This window comes from Hufsiella arboris, from assembly GCF_009834875.1.
Lineage (GTDB): Bacteria > Bacteroidota > Bacteroidia > Sphingobacteriales > Sphingobacteriaceae > Hufsiella_A > Hufsiella_A arboris.
Map to the genome: position 1 here is coordinate 1 of NZ_WVHT01000013.1, position 15934 is coordinate 15934.

The following is a 15934-nucleotide window of genomic DNA, read 5'->3' on the forward strand; positions in this document are numbered from 1 at the left end:
TCATGAGATCTAACTTTGATAAATCAAAGTTCTCTTTTAAACGTTGTAGTATAAATATGTGACGGATGTCATTTATAAACGATTGGTAATCCGTATCTTTGCGTCGATTAAATTAAACAGATGAATTTCAGTTTTGGTACCAGAAGAGAAGTTATGAAGCATATCGAAAAATATATGCTCGAAAAAATGCCTGAATATCTTAAACCCATAGATACTATCTGGCAGCCTTCCGATCTTTTACCCGATGCAAGCCGCGAGGATTTTTTTCAGGAGATAAAAACATTGCAGGAGAGCGCTGAAGGTCTTTCTTATGATCTTGTGGCAGTCTTGATTGGTGATACAATTACAGAAGAGGCTTTACCGACATATGAATCGTGGTTAACGATGGTTGATGACGTTTCTAAAGATGAGCAGGGTGGATGGATGAAATGGGTTAGACACTGGACCGCAGAAGAAAATCGGCACGGAGATCTTTTAAATAAGTATTTATATTTATCAGGGCGTGTGAATATGCGTCAAATGGAGATATCAACTCAGTACCTCATAGCCGATGGCTTTGACATCGGTACCGGCTCTGATCCTTATCGAAACTTTATATACACAAGTTTTCAAGAACTAGCCACCAATATTTCACACAGGCGTGTTGCTTCACTTGCAAAAAAAGATGGCGATACCTTGCTTTCAAAAATGTGCGGTGTAATCGCATCTGATGAAGCTCGCCATGCAAAGGCCTATATTGATTTCATAAAAAATATTTTTGCAGTTGATCCAAGTGAGGCGATGATCGCTTTTGAAGATATGATGCGCAAAAAGATTGTGATGCCAGCACATTTTTTACGTGAAGTTGGCTTGCAAATGGGTCAGACTTTTGGACATTTCACAGATGCTGCGCAGCGCCTTGGAGTTTATACCGCGGTGGATTACGTTGACATTCTAAAACAACTGATCGAAGATTGGCAAATTGAAAGTTGTAAGGAGCTCAATGAAGCAGGTGAGAAAGCAAGAGATTATGTTATGAAGTTACCAGACAGACTTTTAAGAATAGCTGAGAGAATGAAGAATCCCTCTCTGGAATATAAATTTACCTGGATCGCCGGGTAACTAAAACAAAAAAGCAGAGATTAATCTCTGCTTTTTTGTTTTGAGCCCTTGTCAGTGTTCGAATTGCTGGTTTGGTCGGATTGTTGTCCGCCAGAATTGCTGATACCTGTTTTTTTCTTGTCCTGTTTTGTTGAATGGAATGCTCTGTCAGATGTACTGTTACCCTGTGTTTGATTTTTTACTGTATTTTTCATAGCCAGAAATTTAATTCGGTAATAGAAATATAACGGCATATCTGTTCAGATGTTTAAATTTTCAGTAGTCAATTCACGGAAAGCGCCAAATCTTATTTTCGTATCTTTGCGGAATTGATATGGGAACAGCAGTTGATTTTGGGCATAAAACCTATAATTATTATGGTGCTTACCTTCGTAAAAAGTACGATGGCAAACGCGTATTTAAGATAATTGTTGACGGTGGATTCACCTGCCCAAATAGAGATGGGAGTAAAGGTTATGGCGGTTGTACCTATTGTAATGTAGATTCATTTACGCCCGAGTTGTCAAGGACACTGCCTACCATCCGTGAGCAGATTGAACAAGGGATGCAGCGTGCCATCAAAGGCTATGCTGCAGAAAAGTTCATTATTTACTTCCAGCCGAATACAAATACTTACGCTCCCACGCATTACCTAAAAATGATGTATGATGAAGCATTAAGTATAAATACTGAAAACATCGTTGGTTTATCGGTTGGTACACGTCCTGATTGTATTGATGCTGAAAAGGTAGATCTGCTGGAGAGTTATTCGGACAGATTTGATGTAGATCTCGAAATGGGAATGGAGTCAATTTATAACGAGACATTGGCTAAAATCAACAGAGGCTGCACACATGAAGAATTGGAAAAGGCGCTGACTTTAGCAGCAAACAGAAAACTTGACCTTTGCGTACATACAATTTTTGGATTTCCCTGGGAGAGTCGTGAGATGATGTTACGCTATGCCGACGAAATCAACCGCTTTCCGCAAATCAAGTTTGCTAAGTTACACCATCTTCATATTGTCGAGGGATCAATAATGGGTGTCAAATACAAACGGGAGCCGTTTAAAGTGTTTACCCTGGAAGAATATACAGATTTTTTGGTTGAATTTATTCCGCTATTACGACCGGACATCGTTCTTCAGCGTTTGTTTGGACTGGCGGACTATGATCTTTTGATTGCACCGAACTGGAACCTGAAAAAAGCCGAAATACAAACCTATATCGATAAGCAATTAGAGAGAAGAGGAGCGGTCCAAGGATCGAAGTATAAACCTTTTATATTATCTCCGCAGGCTGTTTAAATATTTCATCAATTTTATTCTTCCGATAGAAAAATATATCATTCACTTTTTTATAGACGATCAACTTGTCTATTAGTGTTCCTATTAAACCAAATGGAATAGCGTAAGTTAAAATGTCCCGCATCACCACGCCATTTTCAACTTCTTCGAAAACATGTTGATGTACCCACAATTTATACGGGCCGGACTTTTGTTCGTCAACAAAAAGCTTATTCCTTTCCACCTTTGTAATCACTGTAATCCATTTTAGCGGAATATGGAACAAAGGCGATACGGTATAGCTGATTTCTTGTCCTTCAAACATCTTAACATTCTCATTCCAATCTGAAATAATTCTAAAATTCATCGAAGGTGGAGTTATCAGGCCCAGATTTTCCGGGTTAGAAAAGAAATTCCATACATTTTCAATTGTCGCTGGGACGAATTGATCAAAATTTAATGTTGTAGTGTTCATAATCCTATTTTGGATGATACTTTATTGATTTTTCAGATAAAAATCCAGCAATTTAATAAATAGTACGGCTTATATTTAAAGAAATGGCCATTTTTTTAAAAAAAATTATGATTTTAATATAAAATAATCGTAATTCGTGATATTATTAAATTAAACAAACCAATAACCAATTAAATTTTCAAAAAGTGATAAAAAGAATTGTTCCTCTTCTGGTTTTAGCTGTTGTCGCGATAGGTTCAATATTCATTCCTTCGGTTTCGGCATTTAGTGACGTTAGTAAGTATAACGGTGCCGACATCGCATGGGTTTTAGTTGCCACAGCATTAGTGTTTATTATGACGCCAGGTTTGGCTTTCTTTTATGGGGGAATGGTTCACCGAAAAAATGTGCTGTCCACAATGATCAAGAGTGTGGTTGCGGCGGGCGTTGTAAGTGTTCTTTGGGTGGTTGTCGGTTTTAGCTTGTGTTTTGGTAAAAGCTATCATGGCGTTATCGGCGACCCTTCAACTTTTTTCTTTTTTAAAGGAGTGATGTCCGGCCAACCATGGAGTTTAGCGCCAACTATTCCTTTGGCTTTGTATGTGCTTTTCCAATTAAAATTTGCTATTATAACTCCGGGTTTGGTTGTTGGTGCCGTTGCCGAACGGATCCGTTTCACATCATACATATTATTTATTTTATTATTCAGCTTGCTTGTATACGCTCCACTTGCTCATTGGACATGGCATCCTGACGGATTTCTATTTAAGTGGGGTGTGTTAGACTTCGCAGGTGGAACCGTTGTTCATATTTCTGCTGGTTGCGCGGCTTTAGCAGGGGCCTTAGTTTTAAAGCGCCGAAAAGTTCATATTGAGCAAAAGGAAGTCCCTCCGGCAAATATTCCTTACGTACTTATTGGAACAGCGCTTCTCTGGTTTGGGTGGTTCGGATTTAATGCCGGGTCATCACTCGGTGCAAACGGTTTGGCGGTAGCAGCGTTCGCAACAACAAATACAGCTGCGGCTGCTGCCGGGATAGCCTGGATGTTTTTTGATGTCGCCCGCGGAAAAAAACCATCTGTTTTAGGATTTTGCATTGGGGCAGTTGTCGGGCTTGTAGCTATTACACCAGGTGCGGGTTTTGTGGCAGTGCCTCAAAGTATTTTTATCGGAGTTATCGCATCTATTATATCCAATCTGGCGGTGCACTGGAAACATAAATCGCGATTGGACGATACGCTTGATGTTTTTCCATGTCACGGACTTGGCGGTATTGTAGGAATGATTTTAACTGGAATTTTTGCTACCAAAACGGTTAATGCTGCTGGCAACGATGGCTTATTTTACGGAAACGCTGCCTTTTTCATTACACAGCTAAAAGCGTTAGCCATCGTGGTGGTATATAGTTTTACTGTATCATACGGCATTTTCAAGCTAATTAATCTGATACAACCGCTCAGGGTTTCAGAGCAGGAAGAAGAGCTCGGCCTTGACGCCACACAACATAATGAATCATACGCAACAGGATCTATAGTTATAACAGAAAGGGGAAACGCTATCGAAACAGAAATAATTCAATAAATCACATAATCACCTTATTTAACTAAACAACTTAACTATGCTAAAGAAAATTACCTTCATGGCCGCCATGTTCACTGGCGGAGCCTTCGGGGCGGATGCGCAGGATTCAACAGCCACATCTCCCTTACAAATTTCGGGATCGGTGGATACGTATTATAAATACGATTTTTCCGGAACGCCAAATATACCGACGAGCTTTGCGTCTGATCAGAATTCTGTTTCCCTGGGAATGATTGATCTGGCACTTAAGAAAACGACCGGTAAAGCTTCTTTTGTAGGTGAGCTTTCTTTCGGGCCAAGAGGGCAGGCACAATCAATTCCTAACGCTGACGGTGTTTATGACGAGACGACCAACAGCTTTCACATTCAAAATCTTTATGTGAACTATGCTTTTTCGGATAAATTTTCCATGACAGCTGGTTATATGGGTACTTTCATTGGCTATGAAATTATTTCGCCGGTAGGTAACTTCAATTATTCAACATCCTATCTGTTTACAAACGGCCCGTTTCAGAATGCCGGAATTAAAGGTACTTACGCATTTTCAAGCAAAGCAAGTTTGATGGTTGGCTTGTTTAACGATTGGAACGTCTATCATGATTTCAATGGCGTTTCACATATTGGCGCTCAATTGATGGTCGCCCCGGTAGAGGGCTGGACAGCTTATTTTAACTTTCTTTCCGGGCGGTCTGATGGGGCGCCGGGCACCGGAACTATTTTTGACCTGACAACAGCATATCAGATCACTAGCGGCTTTAAGCTTGGTTTAAATGCTGCGGACTACACCGTGTCAAACGATAATGGTGGTTACAGTGGAGTAGCATTATATCCCCAATATGCCTTTAATTCGTCATTCTCCTTAGGCCTTCGCGGCGAATACTTTAAATATAAAGATGTAGCTGGGGAAGAACAACCAGATTTTAAAGCAATTACATTGTCAGGAAACTTTAAATCGGGCGGTTTAACATTTATTCCTGAAATACGTTTCGATAAAAGCTCGAATGATGTATTTGCCAGCGGACCCAGTTTTGCCGGTAGTCCCAATACGTCAAAAGCTTCACAATTTTCTCTTGCGGTTGTGTATGCTTTCTAAATCATAAGATATAAATTGTAATTTAAGCCGTCTGTTCATAAAGCAGGCGGCTTTTTAATTATGAAACAGACGGTAATTTTTTTCTTTTTTTTAGCGATCTCCATTTGTGCCATGGGTCAAAAGCAAACTTTACCTATTGATGAGCAGGGAAAGTATACGTTGTTTGAAGTAGTTAATAAGCCAGGGCTTAACGTTGATTCTTTGTCTCTGCGAGCGAAATCTTTTTTTAAAAGCAGTGGCTACAAAACACTTAAATTGGAAAATTTACAGGGCGATTCGATATATTCTGCAAAAGGCAAGTTTATGGTGACCAAGGCGGTGTCTGGTATTGGCCACCCAAGCGGTGATGTGGATTATAAATTGGTACTCGAGCTTCGGAACGGCAAATACCGTTACAAAATAACCGATTTCGTTTATACTGAATATGAACGTGACAGGTATGCGAACTTTGTTCCGGGAACAGTAAAAACACCGCTAGAAACGCCACCCGGAAAACTGAATAAAAGCGAGTGGGAGAACACCATGAATTCTGTGACGATACAGGCAAAGAAGCTTGCACAGTCATTAAAAACATTTATAAACAATCCTGTCAATACGAATACAAAAAAGCAGGCGGATAAAAAAACCGAGAAAGTAGAAACTGATAAGTGGTGAAACTAGTTATTTAAGTTCCGATTCAATAATCGAAATCATATTGTCGAATTCTTCAACCGTATAGCCGCTTGATTGGTAAATTATCGCACCGCTAGCATTAACTAAAACATTTCTTGGTATCAACTGGGTTGCAAAAAGGTTATAAACGCGCCTTAGTTCGTCGGGGACAATTGGAAAAGTAAAACCGTAATGTCTTTTAAATCCATTTACAACACCCCATCGTTCATCACGTGCAAAAGATAGAACGGCCAGGTTTTCATTGCTGTATCTTTCCCAGATTTCTTTTTGGACACGAGGCAGTTCAACTCGGCAATGGCTACACCAGGTAGCAAAGAAGTTAATAAGAACTACCTTACCCCGATAGTTTTTAAAGGAATCGACTTTCTGCTTTTCTATACTAAAAGGAAAGTCTGGTACTTGGTCGCCGACTTGTAACAATGAATTTGTATAACGAGTTTCCATGGTTCAACCTGCCGTTTGTTGAAAAATTACTGAACCATTTTATTAGCACAGGCAGAGCTGGCAAAGGCTTCCGGTTTTGCTTTAAATACAAATCCCATACTTAGGATGTAACCCATAGCTTCATGCAGCGCCTGGTTTGATTTAAACATTGGGTTGGTGTTGATATCGGCATGAACTTCCAGGTCAACATCGTAAAGATCAAGTAAATCACACAGTGAATAAGCTGTTTCGATTGATTTTTGAACTTCCGTTAACATGCGTTCCTTTATGCTCATTTTTTTCGAACTGCGTTCCTGATGAATGAACATAAAACCTCCCTTTTTTTCACGAAGAAAAACGATGACGGTCGCAAAGTCAATTATTGAACCCTTTACCTGCGAATCGGTACCGACACATACTTTAAGTTTGTTACTCAGGGCATACTCCCGCTCAATTGCCTGCTTAACTTCCTGATGAATAGGTAGACGGATGAGTTCTCCGCTGAATTTTTTCCAGGTCATATATTTCAGTTTATGGTTGAACGACCTTTTCTGCGCTTTGCAAAATTTTTAGAGGTCTTATAAAGATAAAAGGATAAGTGATATAAAAAATGAAAAGGGGGGTTAATTAATTGTTAACATATTAACAGTCAGTAAGGTTTGAGATCACATAGACAATCTTTGAAGTACAATAATCACAAATGCGGAATGGACCCAGAACGGATTCTAGCCGGCGATATAATCGCAGCTTTTAGTTATTTTTGCCGTCAAACCTGATTTAAATGAGTACCAAGAAAATTGAGAAACGACCAATCGATATATATTTTGATCAGTACGCCGAATCACATCATAACCCGACAAACAAACTGATACATTGGATATGTGTTCCACTTATCTTTTTTAGTATATGCGGATTAATCTGGGCTATTCCTTTTCCTTATTTGAATTTCCTGGGAAAGTATAACGGATACATCAACTGGTTTTCTTTCGTGCTGGCGGCCGTTATTTATTATTACTATCGTTTATCGCCGGTGCTATCGTATGCCATGCTGATTCTGATTTTTGTTTTCAGCGCTGGTATTGTTGGTTTAGAAAAGATGAATACACTTAACGGCTGGCTTCCTATGTGGGTTAGTTGTTTGATTATTTTTGTTGTGGCCTGGATTGGGCAGTTTATCGGGCATAAGATTGAAGGGAAAAAACCATCGTTTTTAACGGACCTGAAGTTTTTATTGATCGGTCCTGCCTGGTTGCTGCATTTCTTATTTAAAAAGGCTGGTATCAGGTATTAGTTGGTAAGTCCTATTGACTTGCTTTGCAATTTGGAATAAACCCATCGCTGCATATTTGAGGCGTACGCCGAATGTTCCTGTTATCCGTCGAAAAAGCGTGGTGGGTGTCTTACAAGAAAGTACTTTTGGTTAGTGATGCACTTAAGACACAATCTATGCTGAACCGTCGAACATTCATCAAGCAAAGCCTTGTTGCAGGAGCCAGTCTTTATATAGCACCCCGTAACCTTTTGGCGGCTCAAAAGCAACCCGTAATCATGACCGTAAAAGGCCCGCTTCAGCTAACAGAAATGAAGTTCACTTTAACTCACGAGCATGTTCTTGCTGATTTTATTGGAGCTGAGAAATACAGCAAGGATCGTTACAATTCCGATGAAGTATTTGATAGGGCTTTGCCATTTCTTTTAGATGTTAAGAAACGCGGCTGCAGTACGTTTGTTGATTGCTCCCCTGCGTTTCTTGGCCGTGATGTTAAGCTTTTAAAACGGCTGGCCGATGCTTCCGGCTTACAAATAATAACCAATACCGGATATTATGGCGCGGTAAACGAAAAGTTTCTTCCAAAGTTTGTTTACTCCGAAACGGCTGAACAAATTGCCGCACGGTGGATAAACGAATGGCAGAATGGTATTGATGGTACCGATATTAAACCGGGATTTCTTAAGACAAGCGTTGACAAGGCACCACTTACTCCAACACAGCGAAAAATCATTGAAGCGGCTGCATTAACACATCTTGCCACGGGTTTAACTATAGCAATCCATACCGGGAACGGAGATGCCGCCCTGGAACATTTTAGTATACTGACTTCTAAAGGTGTCTCGCCGACGGCCAGAATATGGGTTCATGCACAAAACGAGTCAGACAAAAAGTATCATGTGGAAGCGGCTAAAAATAAAAGCTGGGTTTCGTTCGACGGAGTCAATCCGGAAACCATCCGCGTTAATCTCGACTATCTCCAAAGCATGAAAGATAATGGTCTGCTGAACCATGTGTTGGTTTCGCAAGATTCGGGCTGGTATCATGTTGGCGAGCCGAACGGGGGGAACTATAAAAACTATAATTGTATTATCGACCAGTTTATTCCGGCTTTAAAAAAGCAGGGGTTTTCGCAACAAGAAATTAATCAGTTATTCATCAGCAATCCGGCAGAGGCATTTGCAATACGTTTTAGAAAAAATTGAGAAAATAATCACATTTGGGATCGCCTATGTTTGGATTGGCATGTCAATGAAAACTTAGCAGTATGCTGTGTGCTTAATTGAAGATGGCAATTGTGTTACATTTTCTCAAAACGTATCTCTTTTATCGCCCTGTTGAGACCTTTCCAGACCATGCTCTTACCGTCTTTACTTACTTCCATTTCGTAATTGTTGCCGATCAAAGTTAAGTTAGAAAGATAATTTTCCTCAGGTTCAGTTATGTGAGAAGTTCCGGACGGAAACCTGTATTCAAATAACGCGAAAACCTGCCCGCCTCCTTTTTGGCTTATACGTTGATAATTGGCACCCATAGTAAAGCCTACCGGGTAAGTTTTATTTTTGAACCGGATATTTCCGAAGACGTCGTTTTTAACGGTGGCAGGTATGGTGTTGCTGTTAATGTACGAAATGGTTAATATTGCCAGGTCTGTTAATGTCGTATCCTTATAGATGTTGATTTCATTAGTGCTGGAAGGAAATGGCTTTACGTCGACCTTCTTCATAAGCCATAAGCCAGGCAGTAATCTGCCCATTGAATCGATTAATTCAATCTCTGCCTTTTTATAGTCTATTGTCTTTACAGGAACAGTTTCTTTTTTACAGGCATTAACAAGAAAGATACAGGCAACTAAAAAATAAATTATATAATTAATTTTCATAATAGTGAAAAGATAATTACTAAAATATGAAAATGTTTTTTCGGGAATAGTATTTTGTTGTTGTAAACTTCTTTTGAAAGAGATAACTGATTATCGAAGTACGGAATGTGCTTCCGAATTATGATTCAGTAAATTGAGAATATTGAAAAGTTAAATATCTAATAATGATTCATAAGCCTTACTCGAATCTGCTAAACACAACCTGATTATCTTCTTTCGCCTGAACGATATCATATGTGTTTGCTCCCCAGCCGGTAGCGTTAAACACTCCCGGAACATAGTTTATCGTAATTATTTTACCGCGCAGGTCGGTATTCAGTTCATCGACATTCAAACCTTTTTTAATCCCGTCGCGGATGTAAAAGACGCCTTCGAGATGTTCGAACCGGATAACGACATCATTCAACCTGTTTTGAGTAACAGATATCACGCGATCCTGCGCTTGTTTGGCTTTTTCAACACTTACTTTTTGTGGGCGGAAAGCAAAAACACTTGCGCAAATAGCTAAAAGAATCACCAGTGGAAGGAGATAAGTTTTGCTGAATTTTCTCATGGTTTTTAGTTTATTAAAGATACGTAAATCGTTTGTTAAAAGCTGTTTACGTTGAATTGTTTAACAGTTAACTCCGAAGATGGTTTTGTTGATATCAGGCATATATGAAAAGATATAGAAGTTATGAATTGACATTTTTATTCATTTTCTTCGAACCATTTAACCATGGAAGGCATATTTTTCTCAAATCCTCCGGGAACATCAAGATTTAGCATTCCTGCTTTTTTATCAGTTCGGTTAGCGAAAGTGTGAATAGTGTTTGTGGGAATTCTGACAAATGTTCCTTTGTCAGCGTCTATCCAATTGTCTGCAACAAGTATGGACATCGTGCCTTCAAGCACATAAAATATCTGGTCCTGATCATCATGTTGATGCGGGCCTGGACCGTTTGAGTTTGGCTCAAGCCACCATTCGGAAACGCTATATTTTTCGTCTGTCTCCTTTTCGTCTGCTTTAAAAATAGCGGTCATCGCGCCCAGCTTATAACTTCGTCCTTGTCCCGCACGCAGAATAATTGTTTGGTTCTGTTTCATAATAAATCGTTTAAACAGTTCAGGAAACCGTTATATAAAATTAAAGCTTATTGCCCGTCACAGCATGCTTTAATTTCACCCGGATGTATTGCTGCAAAAGGTTGGTATAAAGAACAAGGCTGTCCAGAGCAGGTTGGGAATCATGTTGTAAATTTCCGCGATCCTGTTTATTTTTTAGAGTTTCTTCCTTTCCGGCGAAGTCATGCCTGGTGATTTCCAATATTTCATGAACCGCGTAAGATCTTATCCATCTTCCTGCCCTTCGCCAACTCGTCGACGAGCTTATCCAAATATCGCACCTGCTGCGTCAAAGGATTCTCTATTTCTTCTACCCGATATCCGCATATTACTCCGGTAATGAGATACACATTGGGATTGACTGAAGCCTGTTGGAAGAATGTTTCAAAAGTTACCTTTTCATTTATTAATTCCTGCAGCTTTTGGTTATTAAAACCCGTCAGCCATTCTATCACCTGTTGCAATTCTTCTTTTGTTCTGCCTTTCTTCTCGACTTTTGCCACATACATGGGATAGACGGAAGAAAAAGTCATCTTTGCGATACGCTGATTTTGTGTATTGGAATTGTTCATAAGCAGTACTAATTTAATTAAATGGAGTTAAGAACCGTATCATCATTGGGCAGTTTAGAACAAACCTCAACTACAACCAAAGATTTTTACGTTCTTACCGGGATTTTTTCCATTCAAAGGTTCCATTCTGATTAACCACGATCTTTGTAACTCTTCCAGCTTCGCTTACAAATTCACCTGTCATATCGCTTATGTCTTTTAATTGAAATGTTGTCGGCGTTTTGAACAGTATCTCGAAAGTGGCCTGCCCCGAAACCTGTGCGAATAAGCTGTTACTTTTTTTGATAACGGTAATAGTTCGCTTCTGATCTGTTGTAAGTGTATAAGTTCCGGCGTATAAATCCAGGAATTCATCATTCAGTTTAATCTGTGTTTGTAAGGGCTGTCCTAATACTATCTCTGATATTTTCTCCGAGATCCTGTCTTTCGCCGCGTTTTCACAATTAAATAAGGCAGCAATAAAAACACCCTGCTGCGGATAGTAAATTTCATTGGTGGTGAAGCCGCTCATGTTACCTGCATGTTCAATAGATTTTATATTTCCCAAAGTCATGATAGACCAGCCATAACCATAACTGATTACCGACCCGTCTTTAAGTGTAAAAGGTGTAAATGCCTTCTCCAGGGTTTCTTTTTTTAGGATCTTATAACTTAAAAGACCATTAAACCATTTGAGCAGATCTTCTGTATTAGAAAGTAAACCGCCAGCTGCATAAGCAATAGTGGGACTCCAGTAATCGGCATTTTTAAAAACAGCTTCATCTTTGCGGTAGCCTTTAACCCTGTTCGGTATAATGATACCTCCACCGTCAAAATAACTGTGACTTAATCCCAAAGGTGTAAGTAAGTTATCCCGGACATACTGCTGGTAACTTTTTCCGGAAACTTTTTCGATGATGTACCCTAATAGATAATAGCCAGAGTTGCTGTACGAATATTTAGTACCTGGTTCAAAGGTCAGAGGATAATTTTTAAAACTGTCAATCAACTGCCTGGGTTTAAAATCCCAACGCTCCATAAAGGGATTCGGGTAGTCGATTTGCATATAATCCCTGATTCCGGAAGTATGCGTTAGTAAATTCTCTATGGTGATCGTGCGGCCTTTCGAAGGAAAATCAGTAACGAATTTCTGCAAACTATCCTGCAACGAAATTTTTCCCTGTTCAACCAACTGAAGGATGGAAACCGCCGTGAATTGTTTGGTGACGGAAGCAAGATTGAAAACCATACCAGGAGCCATCGCGACATTTAATTCAAGATCAGCACTGCCGAAAGCCTTTTTATAAATAGTTTGGCCGTCTTTTGCCACGAGTATGGCGCAGCCGGGTTCGGTTGATTGGAATTCTTTGGAAAGCAGGTTGTCGAGTTGCTGTTCAATCCGGTTATCCTGCCCATAGGAAAACGCGGCGCTTAAAAAAGAAATTAAGAACAGAACCAGGTTTTTATACATTTCCATTTTTAAAGATTATTATAACAGCCGTGTCGGTTCATGTCAGTACTCATTTTTTTGCCGGCTCATAATAAAGCAGTATTGGGCCGGCCGTAAAAGGTTTTGTCTTTACAAGTTTAAGGGAAATACGATCCTGTATATTTTTGAACAACGGTAAGCCTTTTCCAAAAATAACCGGATTAACACAAAGTTGATATTCATCAATTAAGTCAAGCTGCGCCAGGGCGACGATTAAACTTGGACTGCCGGCAAATAAGTCCTTGCCTTCTTGCTGTTTGAGCTCTAAAATTTCTTCGCGAACAATTTCGTTTTTCAACGTGGTGTTCTTCCACCCGGTAATTATCGGGTCGATAGCTTTCAGCGTGCGGGAAAAAACGATCTTTGGAATATTGTCAATGAGTATGGCAAAGTCATCCGTTGGTTTGTTGCCGGTGGGGTTTTTTACGATCGCCGGCCAGTAGCTTTCCATCAGCTGATAGGTTTTCCTCCCGTAAATCAGGGCACCTGCATTTCGTAACAGCTCGTTATAGTGTTCATGAATTTCATCGTCAGCAATCATGCCTGTGTGGTCGCAAAACCCGTCAAGTGACATGTTGATTGCTGCAATTAATTTTCTCATTGGATATTGTTTAATTCGGTTGTAAATTGATATATCGGCTATTATAGTTCAGGCTGCAAAATATAATGAATATGCTTTGGCGTTAAATAAAGGCAGAGTCCAGAAAAGTTCTCTCTCCGACAGGCAGCTATATTACTTTACTACGAAGCAATATAAATTGCCAGCTTCCGAACCTTCGATTATATAACCCGGCCTGTTATTTTGGTAAAGATAAATATGCTGATCAGTGCCTTTGAATGTCAGTTGATAAAGAGCGGATGCACAATCGTTAGATCCGGATATCACTGTGCTTGGACTAGTGAAGCGCAACGCAAATATTCCGGTTGAACCGGGAATAATTCCAATCTTTAAGCTGTACTGATCGCTGAATTCCGAAAACCTAAAAAAATTGGTTTTGATATTAGGTTCTGCAGGTGCGATATATGAACCGGACGCGACGACGTATTTGAAATGATTTGCAGCCGGGTCCAAACCAGTACTATTAACACTACCGCCCGTCATTCTCTCGAGGGAAATGGATGTTATGAAGTTTGTAGCGTTGCTGTAATTAACACTGGTGTTGGAGTTTTGCTCTATAAGTGTTACCGGAATATCGGAGACAAACCATATTGTATCACCAATGCTTATTTCATTTTTATCCGGGTAAATTTTTACGTCCCCTTTAAAAGTCAAAGGCTTAATATCGCAGTATTGGTCATAATCCATGCATTTTTGTAACAGCAATATGCCAAATCCAAGAACGTAAAGAATAAGAGATTTGCCGATCATCATTTTAAGGCCTGCTGGATTAATTTATAAATACCTTGTTCAGAGTGGGTTCGGGTAAATTAAAGATACGAAGTTCTATCTTTAACATGTGTTATTTTCTCTGCTGAAACGCGGATTCGCGATTATATCGTTTTATGAAGAAGCACTGATCGGTGTCAAAACGTGATTGAAAACAGAATCGAAAATTTAAGTAATCCTCGTTATAAATGAGGAAAATTATTGGAAATTTTTCTGTCGCGTCGAATCAATACTATGTACATCACCAATACAAAGCCTGCATAAACATACTGGGTACGGGAAACTCCTACTCCATAGGGAAACCAAATCCCGGGAACGATATTCAATGCAGAAACCTCCTGTGAAAACAGGCCTGCTGATACCAATACCACAGCAAACAAGGCCAGCCACTCTTTCCGCTTTTGCTTAAGAATTCCCTGGCAAGTGATAAACAGCATCAATGCGACAAACAATAATCGTGTATAGTCAGCAATTGACTGAAAAAAAGTATGATTAACAGGGGCTGATATCCATGGAAGCGCCAACAGCTGAAGCCCCATGTAAATTAAAGTTAGTGTAGCGATAATGTTAGGTATCCATTCCGGTTGGCGCAGTTCATACCATTCCCACCAGGCCATAAGCCAACTCCCAAGTATCAGGGATCTCAGGATAACGGTTGTCAGAATATCGTATTGATGTGTACTTTCTATTTGCAACCAGAAGTAAACAGCTTGATTGGTACGTATCAGCGCTAACGAGATCAACGCTATAACAAACCATTTGCAGGACGGGATTTGCTTTGTGTTTCTATAAATAATAAAGATTGTTACTGCCAGGAGAATAAAAATTAGCGGCTCTATGATCTCAACGATATAGCCTTTTACAGTTTGTTCCCACTGGAGTTTATAGGTTAATTCGACGCTGCTCTTTTCCCCAAGTTTAGGAGCAATATGAATACCGCCCAGATCGGGACCTTGGCTCAGGGTAGCTGCGCTCATCCACACCCTGAATGCAATGGTTACCGTGTTATTCTTTTTTAAACTGTCCGGTAATAGAAACATGCGGGGTTGGATGCTATAAGCCGTCGGAACTTTGCCAGAGAAATCTCCTGCACTGCCCAGCAATGAACCATTAATAAATAGTTGATAGGTATCATCAACCGCAGGAGGTCCTGCTAAAGCTAAATCGCTTCCTTTTAAACTATCCAATGAAACTTTCATCCGATACCAGGCGTACCCTGAGTAGGCAGGATACCCTTTGGCAGTCCATCCTGGTACATAGCCTGAGAGTCCCACGTCGCCATCATGTGCTCCGGGAGGTGCAGTAAAGTCAATGGTTTCCCATTCAGAATCATTAAAGTCAGACCGCGCCCATTGTAAATTATCCCCTGTCTTAAATTTCCATGGAGTATTAAGTATTATGATGGTTTTACCGGTGTCGGATTGCAGTATTTCGTTCATCGGAAACTTAAGAAACAACATGGTAGCTACCATCAAAAACAGCGTAATAATTGCCATCACATACAGGGTAGCAGAGATTCTTGTCTTTTGCTGCGTAATCATGTTATGGAAGTTACGAACTTTTAAAATTTCTATGATGTTTCCGTGTCGGATTAAGAGGCTAAATTAAATTAACTTCTTAGGCGGTGAATTGATCGGACGCTTAAACTATGCGGATCATTTGAA

19 protein-coding genes are annotated in these 15934 nt (G+C 39.9%); 7 read left to right on the forward strand and 12 right to left on the reverse strand.

From position 1 onward, the window contains the following. The first annotated feature begins 120 nt into the window (after nucleotides 1–120). The gene (locus tag GS399_RS18975; RefSeq protein WP_160846242.1) at nucleotides 121–1101 is read left to right on the forward strand and encodes an acyl-ACP desaturase; all 981 of its coding nucleotides are present in this window, start codon (nucleotides 121–123) and stop codon (nucleotides 1099–1101) included. A gap of 20 nt (nucleotides 1102–1121) precedes the next feature. Here GS399_RS18975 and GS399_RS20730 read toward each other — a convergent pair whose 3' ends face one another. Then, nucleotides 1122–1295, reverse strand: coding sequence for a hypothetical protein (locus GS399_RS20730; RefSeq protein ID WP_202409518.1), 174 nt, complete (start codon nucleotides 1293–1295; stop codon nucleotides 1122–1124). A 119-nt stretch (nucleotides 1296–1414) separates the two neighbouring features. Here GS399_RS20730 and mnmL point away from each other — a divergent pair, with 119 nt between their 5' ends. Next, nucleotides 1415–2386 carry a tRNA modification radical SAM protein MnmL/YtqA gene (gene mnmL, locus GS399_RS18980; RefSeq protein WP_160846243.1) on the forward strand — a complete coding sequence of 324 codons (972 nt, stop codon included), beginning with the start codon at nucleotides 1415–1417 and terminating at the stop codon, nucleotides 2384–2386. On the opposite strand, the gene GS399_RS18985 is transcribed toward mnmL, so the two are convergent. Continuing rightward, nucleotides 2361–2840 (reverse strand): SRPBCC family protein, encoded by a 480-nt coding sequence (locus tag GS399_RS18985; protein ID WP_160846244.1) that lies wholly within the window; start codon nucleotides 2838–2840, stop codon nucleotides 2361–2363. The genes mnmL and GS399_RS18985 overlap by 26 nt on opposite strands. Before the next feature lie 188 nt (nucleotides 2841–3028). Between GS399_RS18985 and GS399_RS18990 the strand changes: the two genes are divergently transcribed. Genes GS399_RS18990 through GS399_RS19000 form a run of 3 tightly spaced genes read left to right on the forward strand, consistent with a single transcriptional unit; the run spans nucleotide 3029 to nucleotide 6146 of the window. Next, entirely contained in the window at nucleotides 3029–4399 is a 1371-nt protein-coding gene (locus tag GS399_RS18990) for an ammonium transporter (RefSeq protein WP_369410138.1), read from the forward strand. 37 nt (nucleotides 4400–4436) lie between these two features. Continuing rightward, the gene (locus GS399_RS18995; RefSeq protein WP_160846245.1) at nucleotides 4437–5492 is read left to right on the forward strand and encodes an outer membrane beta-barrel protein; all 1056 of its coding nucleotides are present in this window, start codon (nucleotides 4437–4439) and stop codon (nucleotides 5490–5492) included. A 60-nt stretch (nucleotides 5493–5552) separates the two neighbouring features. Continuing rightward, nucleotides 5553–6146, forward strand: coding sequence for a DUF4468 domain-containing protein (locus GS399_RS19000; protein WP_160846246.1), 594 nt, complete (start codon nucleotides 5553–5555; stop codon nucleotides 6144–6146). 6 nt (nucleotides 6147–6152) lie between these two features. On the opposite strand, the gene GS399_RS19005 is transcribed toward GS399_RS19000, so the two are convergent. Together GS399_RS19005 and GS399_RS19010 are read right to left on the reverse strand one after the other, a co-directional pair. After that, nucleotides 6153–6608 (reverse strand): TlpA family protein disulfide reductase, encoded by a 456-nt coding sequence (locus GS399_RS19005; protein WP_160846247.1) that lies wholly within the window; start codon nucleotides 6606–6608, stop codon nucleotides 6153–6155. Nucleotides 6609–6634: 26 nt separating this feature from the next. Further along, on the reverse strand, nucleotides 6635–7108 hold the full coding sequence (locus GS399_RS19010) for a ribonuclease H-like YkuK family protein (RefSeq protein ID WP_160846248.1): 474 nt from the start codon (nucleotides 7106–7108) through the stop codon (nucleotides 6635–6637). Nucleotides 7109–7368: 260 nt separating this feature from the next. Here GS399_RS19010 and GS399_RS19015 point away from each other — a divergent pair, with 260 nt between their 5' ends. After that, entirely contained in the window at nucleotides 7369–7878 is a 510-nt protein-coding gene (locus tag GS399_RS19015; protein WP_160846249.1) for an Mpo1 family 2-hydroxy fatty acid dioxygenase, read from the forward strand. A gap of 71 nt (nucleotides 7879–7949) precedes the next feature. Further along, complete coding sequence (locus GS399_RS19020; RefSeq protein WP_160846250.1) at nucleotides 7950–9062, forward strand: phosphotriesterase family protein; 1113 nt, start codon at nucleotides 7950–7952, stop codon at nucleotides 9060–9062. A 95-nt stretch (nucleotides 9063–9157) separates the two neighbouring features. On the opposite strand, the gene GS399_RS19025 is transcribed toward GS399_RS19020, so the two are convergent. From GS399_RS19025 to GS399_RS19060, 8 genes are all read right to left on the reverse strand, one after another. Next, nucleotides 9158–9739, reverse strand: a complete 582-nt coding sequence (locus tag GS399_RS19025; RefSeq protein WP_160846251.1) for a hypothetical protein — start codon at nucleotides 9737–9739, stop codon at nucleotides 9158–9160. A gap of 178 nt (nucleotides 9740–9917) precedes the next feature. Further along, entirely contained in the window at nucleotides 9918–10292 is a 375-nt protein-coding gene (locus GS399_RS19030; protein ID WP_160846252.1) for a hypothetical protein, read from the reverse strand. 137 nt (nucleotides 10293–10429) lie between these two features. Beyond that, complete coding sequence (locus GS399_RS19035) at nucleotides 10430–10825, reverse strand: cupin domain-containing protein (protein WP_160846253.1); 396 nt, start codon at nucleotides 10823–10825, stop codon at nucleotides 10430–10432. A 224-nt stretch (nucleotides 10826–11049) separates the two neighbouring features. After that, complete coding sequence (locus tag GS399_RS19040; protein ID WP_160846254.1) at nucleotides 11050–11415, reverse strand: DUF2200 domain-containing protein; 366 nt, start codon at nucleotides 11413–11415, stop codon at nucleotides 11050–11052. Nucleotides 11416–11509: 94 nt separating this feature from the next. Further along, nucleotides 11510–12871 (reverse strand): serine hydrolase domain-containing protein, encoded by a 1362-nt coding sequence (locus tag GS399_RS19045; protein WP_160846255.1) that lies wholly within the window; start codon nucleotides 12869–12871, stop codon nucleotides 11510–11512. Between the two features lie 43 nt (nucleotides 12872–12914). Beyond that, the gene (locus GS399_RS19050; RefSeq protein ID WP_160846256.1) at nucleotides 12915–13484 is read right to left on the reverse strand and encodes a dihydrofolate reductase family protein; all 570 of its coding nucleotides are present in this window, start codon (nucleotides 13482–13484) and stop codon (nucleotides 12915–12917) included. 132 nt (nucleotides 13485–13616) lie between these two features. After that, nucleotides 13617–14255 (reverse strand): hypothetical protein, encoded by a 639-nt coding sequence (locus tag GS399_RS19055; protein WP_160846257.1) that lies wholly within the window; start codon nucleotides 14253–14255, stop codon nucleotides 13617–13619. A 197-nt stretch (nucleotides 14256–14452) separates the two neighbouring features. Beyond that, nucleotides 14453–15811 (reverse strand): glycoside hydrolase family 2 protein, encoded by a 1359-nt coding sequence (locus GS399_RS19060; protein WP_160846258.1) that lies wholly within the window; start codon nucleotides 15809–15811, stop codon nucleotides 14453–14455. Between the last annotated feature and the right edge of the window lie 123 nt (nucleotides 15812–15934).

Coding starts and splice junctions, on each gene's coding strand:
- GS399_RS19050 (WP_160846256.1), bottom strand. CDS start 13,484: ATGAGAAAATTAATTGCAGCAATCAACATGTCACTTGACGGGTTTTGC.
- GS399_RS19030 (WP_160846252.1), bottom strand. CDS start 10,292: ATGAGAAAATTCAGCAAAACTTATCTCCTTCCACTGGTGATTCTTTTA.
- GS399_RS19000 (WP_160846246.1), top strand. CDS start 5,553: ATGAAACAGACGGTAATTTTTTTCTTTTTTTTAGCGATCTCCATTTGT.
- GS399_RS19040 (WP_160846254.1), bottom strand. CDS start 11,415: ATGAACAATTCCAATACACAAAATCAGCGTATCGCAAAGATGACTTTT.
- GS399_RS19045 (WP_160846255.1), bottom strand. CDS start 12,871: ATGGAAATGTATAAAAACCTGGTTCTGTTCTTAATTTCTTTTTTAAGC.
- GS399_RS19025 (WP_160846251.1), bottom strand. CDS start 9,739: ATGAAAATTAATTATATAATTTATTTTTTAGTTGCCTGTATCTTTCTT.
- GS399_RS19010 (WP_160846248.1), bottom strand. CDS start 7,108: ATGACCTGGAAAAAATTCAGCGGAGAACTCATCCGTCTACCTATTCAT.
- GS399_RS18995 (WP_160846245.1), top strand. CDS start 4,437: ATGCTAAAGAAAATTACCTTCATGGCCGCCATGTTCACTGGCGGAGCC.
- GS399_RS18975 (WP_160846242.1), top strand. CDS start 121: ATGAATTTCAGTTTTGGTACCAGAAGAGAAGTTATGAAGCATATCGAA.
- GS399_RS19035 (WP_160846253.1), bottom strand. CDS start 10,825: ATGAAACAGAACCAAACAATTATTCTGCGTGCGGGACAAGGACGAAGT.
- GS399_RS18985 (WP_160846244.1), bottom strand. CDS start 2,840: ATGAACACTACAACATTAAATTTTGATCAATTCGTCCCAGCGACAATT.
- GS399_RS19055 (WP_160846257.1), bottom strand. CDS start 14,255: ATGATGATCGGCAAATCTCTTATTCTTTACGTTCTTGGATTTGGCATA.
- GS399_RS20730 (WP_202409518.1), bottom strand. CDS start 1,295: ATGAAAAATACAGTAAAAAATCAAACACAGGGTAACAGTACATCTGAC.
- GS399_RS19005 (WP_160846247.1), bottom strand. CDS start 6,608: ATGGAAACTCGTTATACAAATTCATTGTTACAAGTCGGCGACCAAGTA.
- GS399_RS19015 (WP_160846249.1), top strand. CDS start 7,369: ATGAGTACCAAGAAAATTGAGAAACGACCAATCGATATATATTTTGAT.
- GS399_RS19020 (WP_160846250.1), top strand. CDS start 7,950: ATGTTCCTGTTATCCGTCGAAAAAGCGTGGTGGGTGTCTTACAAGAAA.
- mnmL (WP_160846243.1), top strand. CDS start 1,415: ATGGGAACAGCAGTTGATTTTGGGCATAAAACCTATAATTATTATGGT.
- GS399_RS19060 (WP_160846258.1), bottom strand. CDS start 15,811: ATGATTACGCAGCAAAAGACAAGAATCTCTGCTACCCTGTATGTGATG.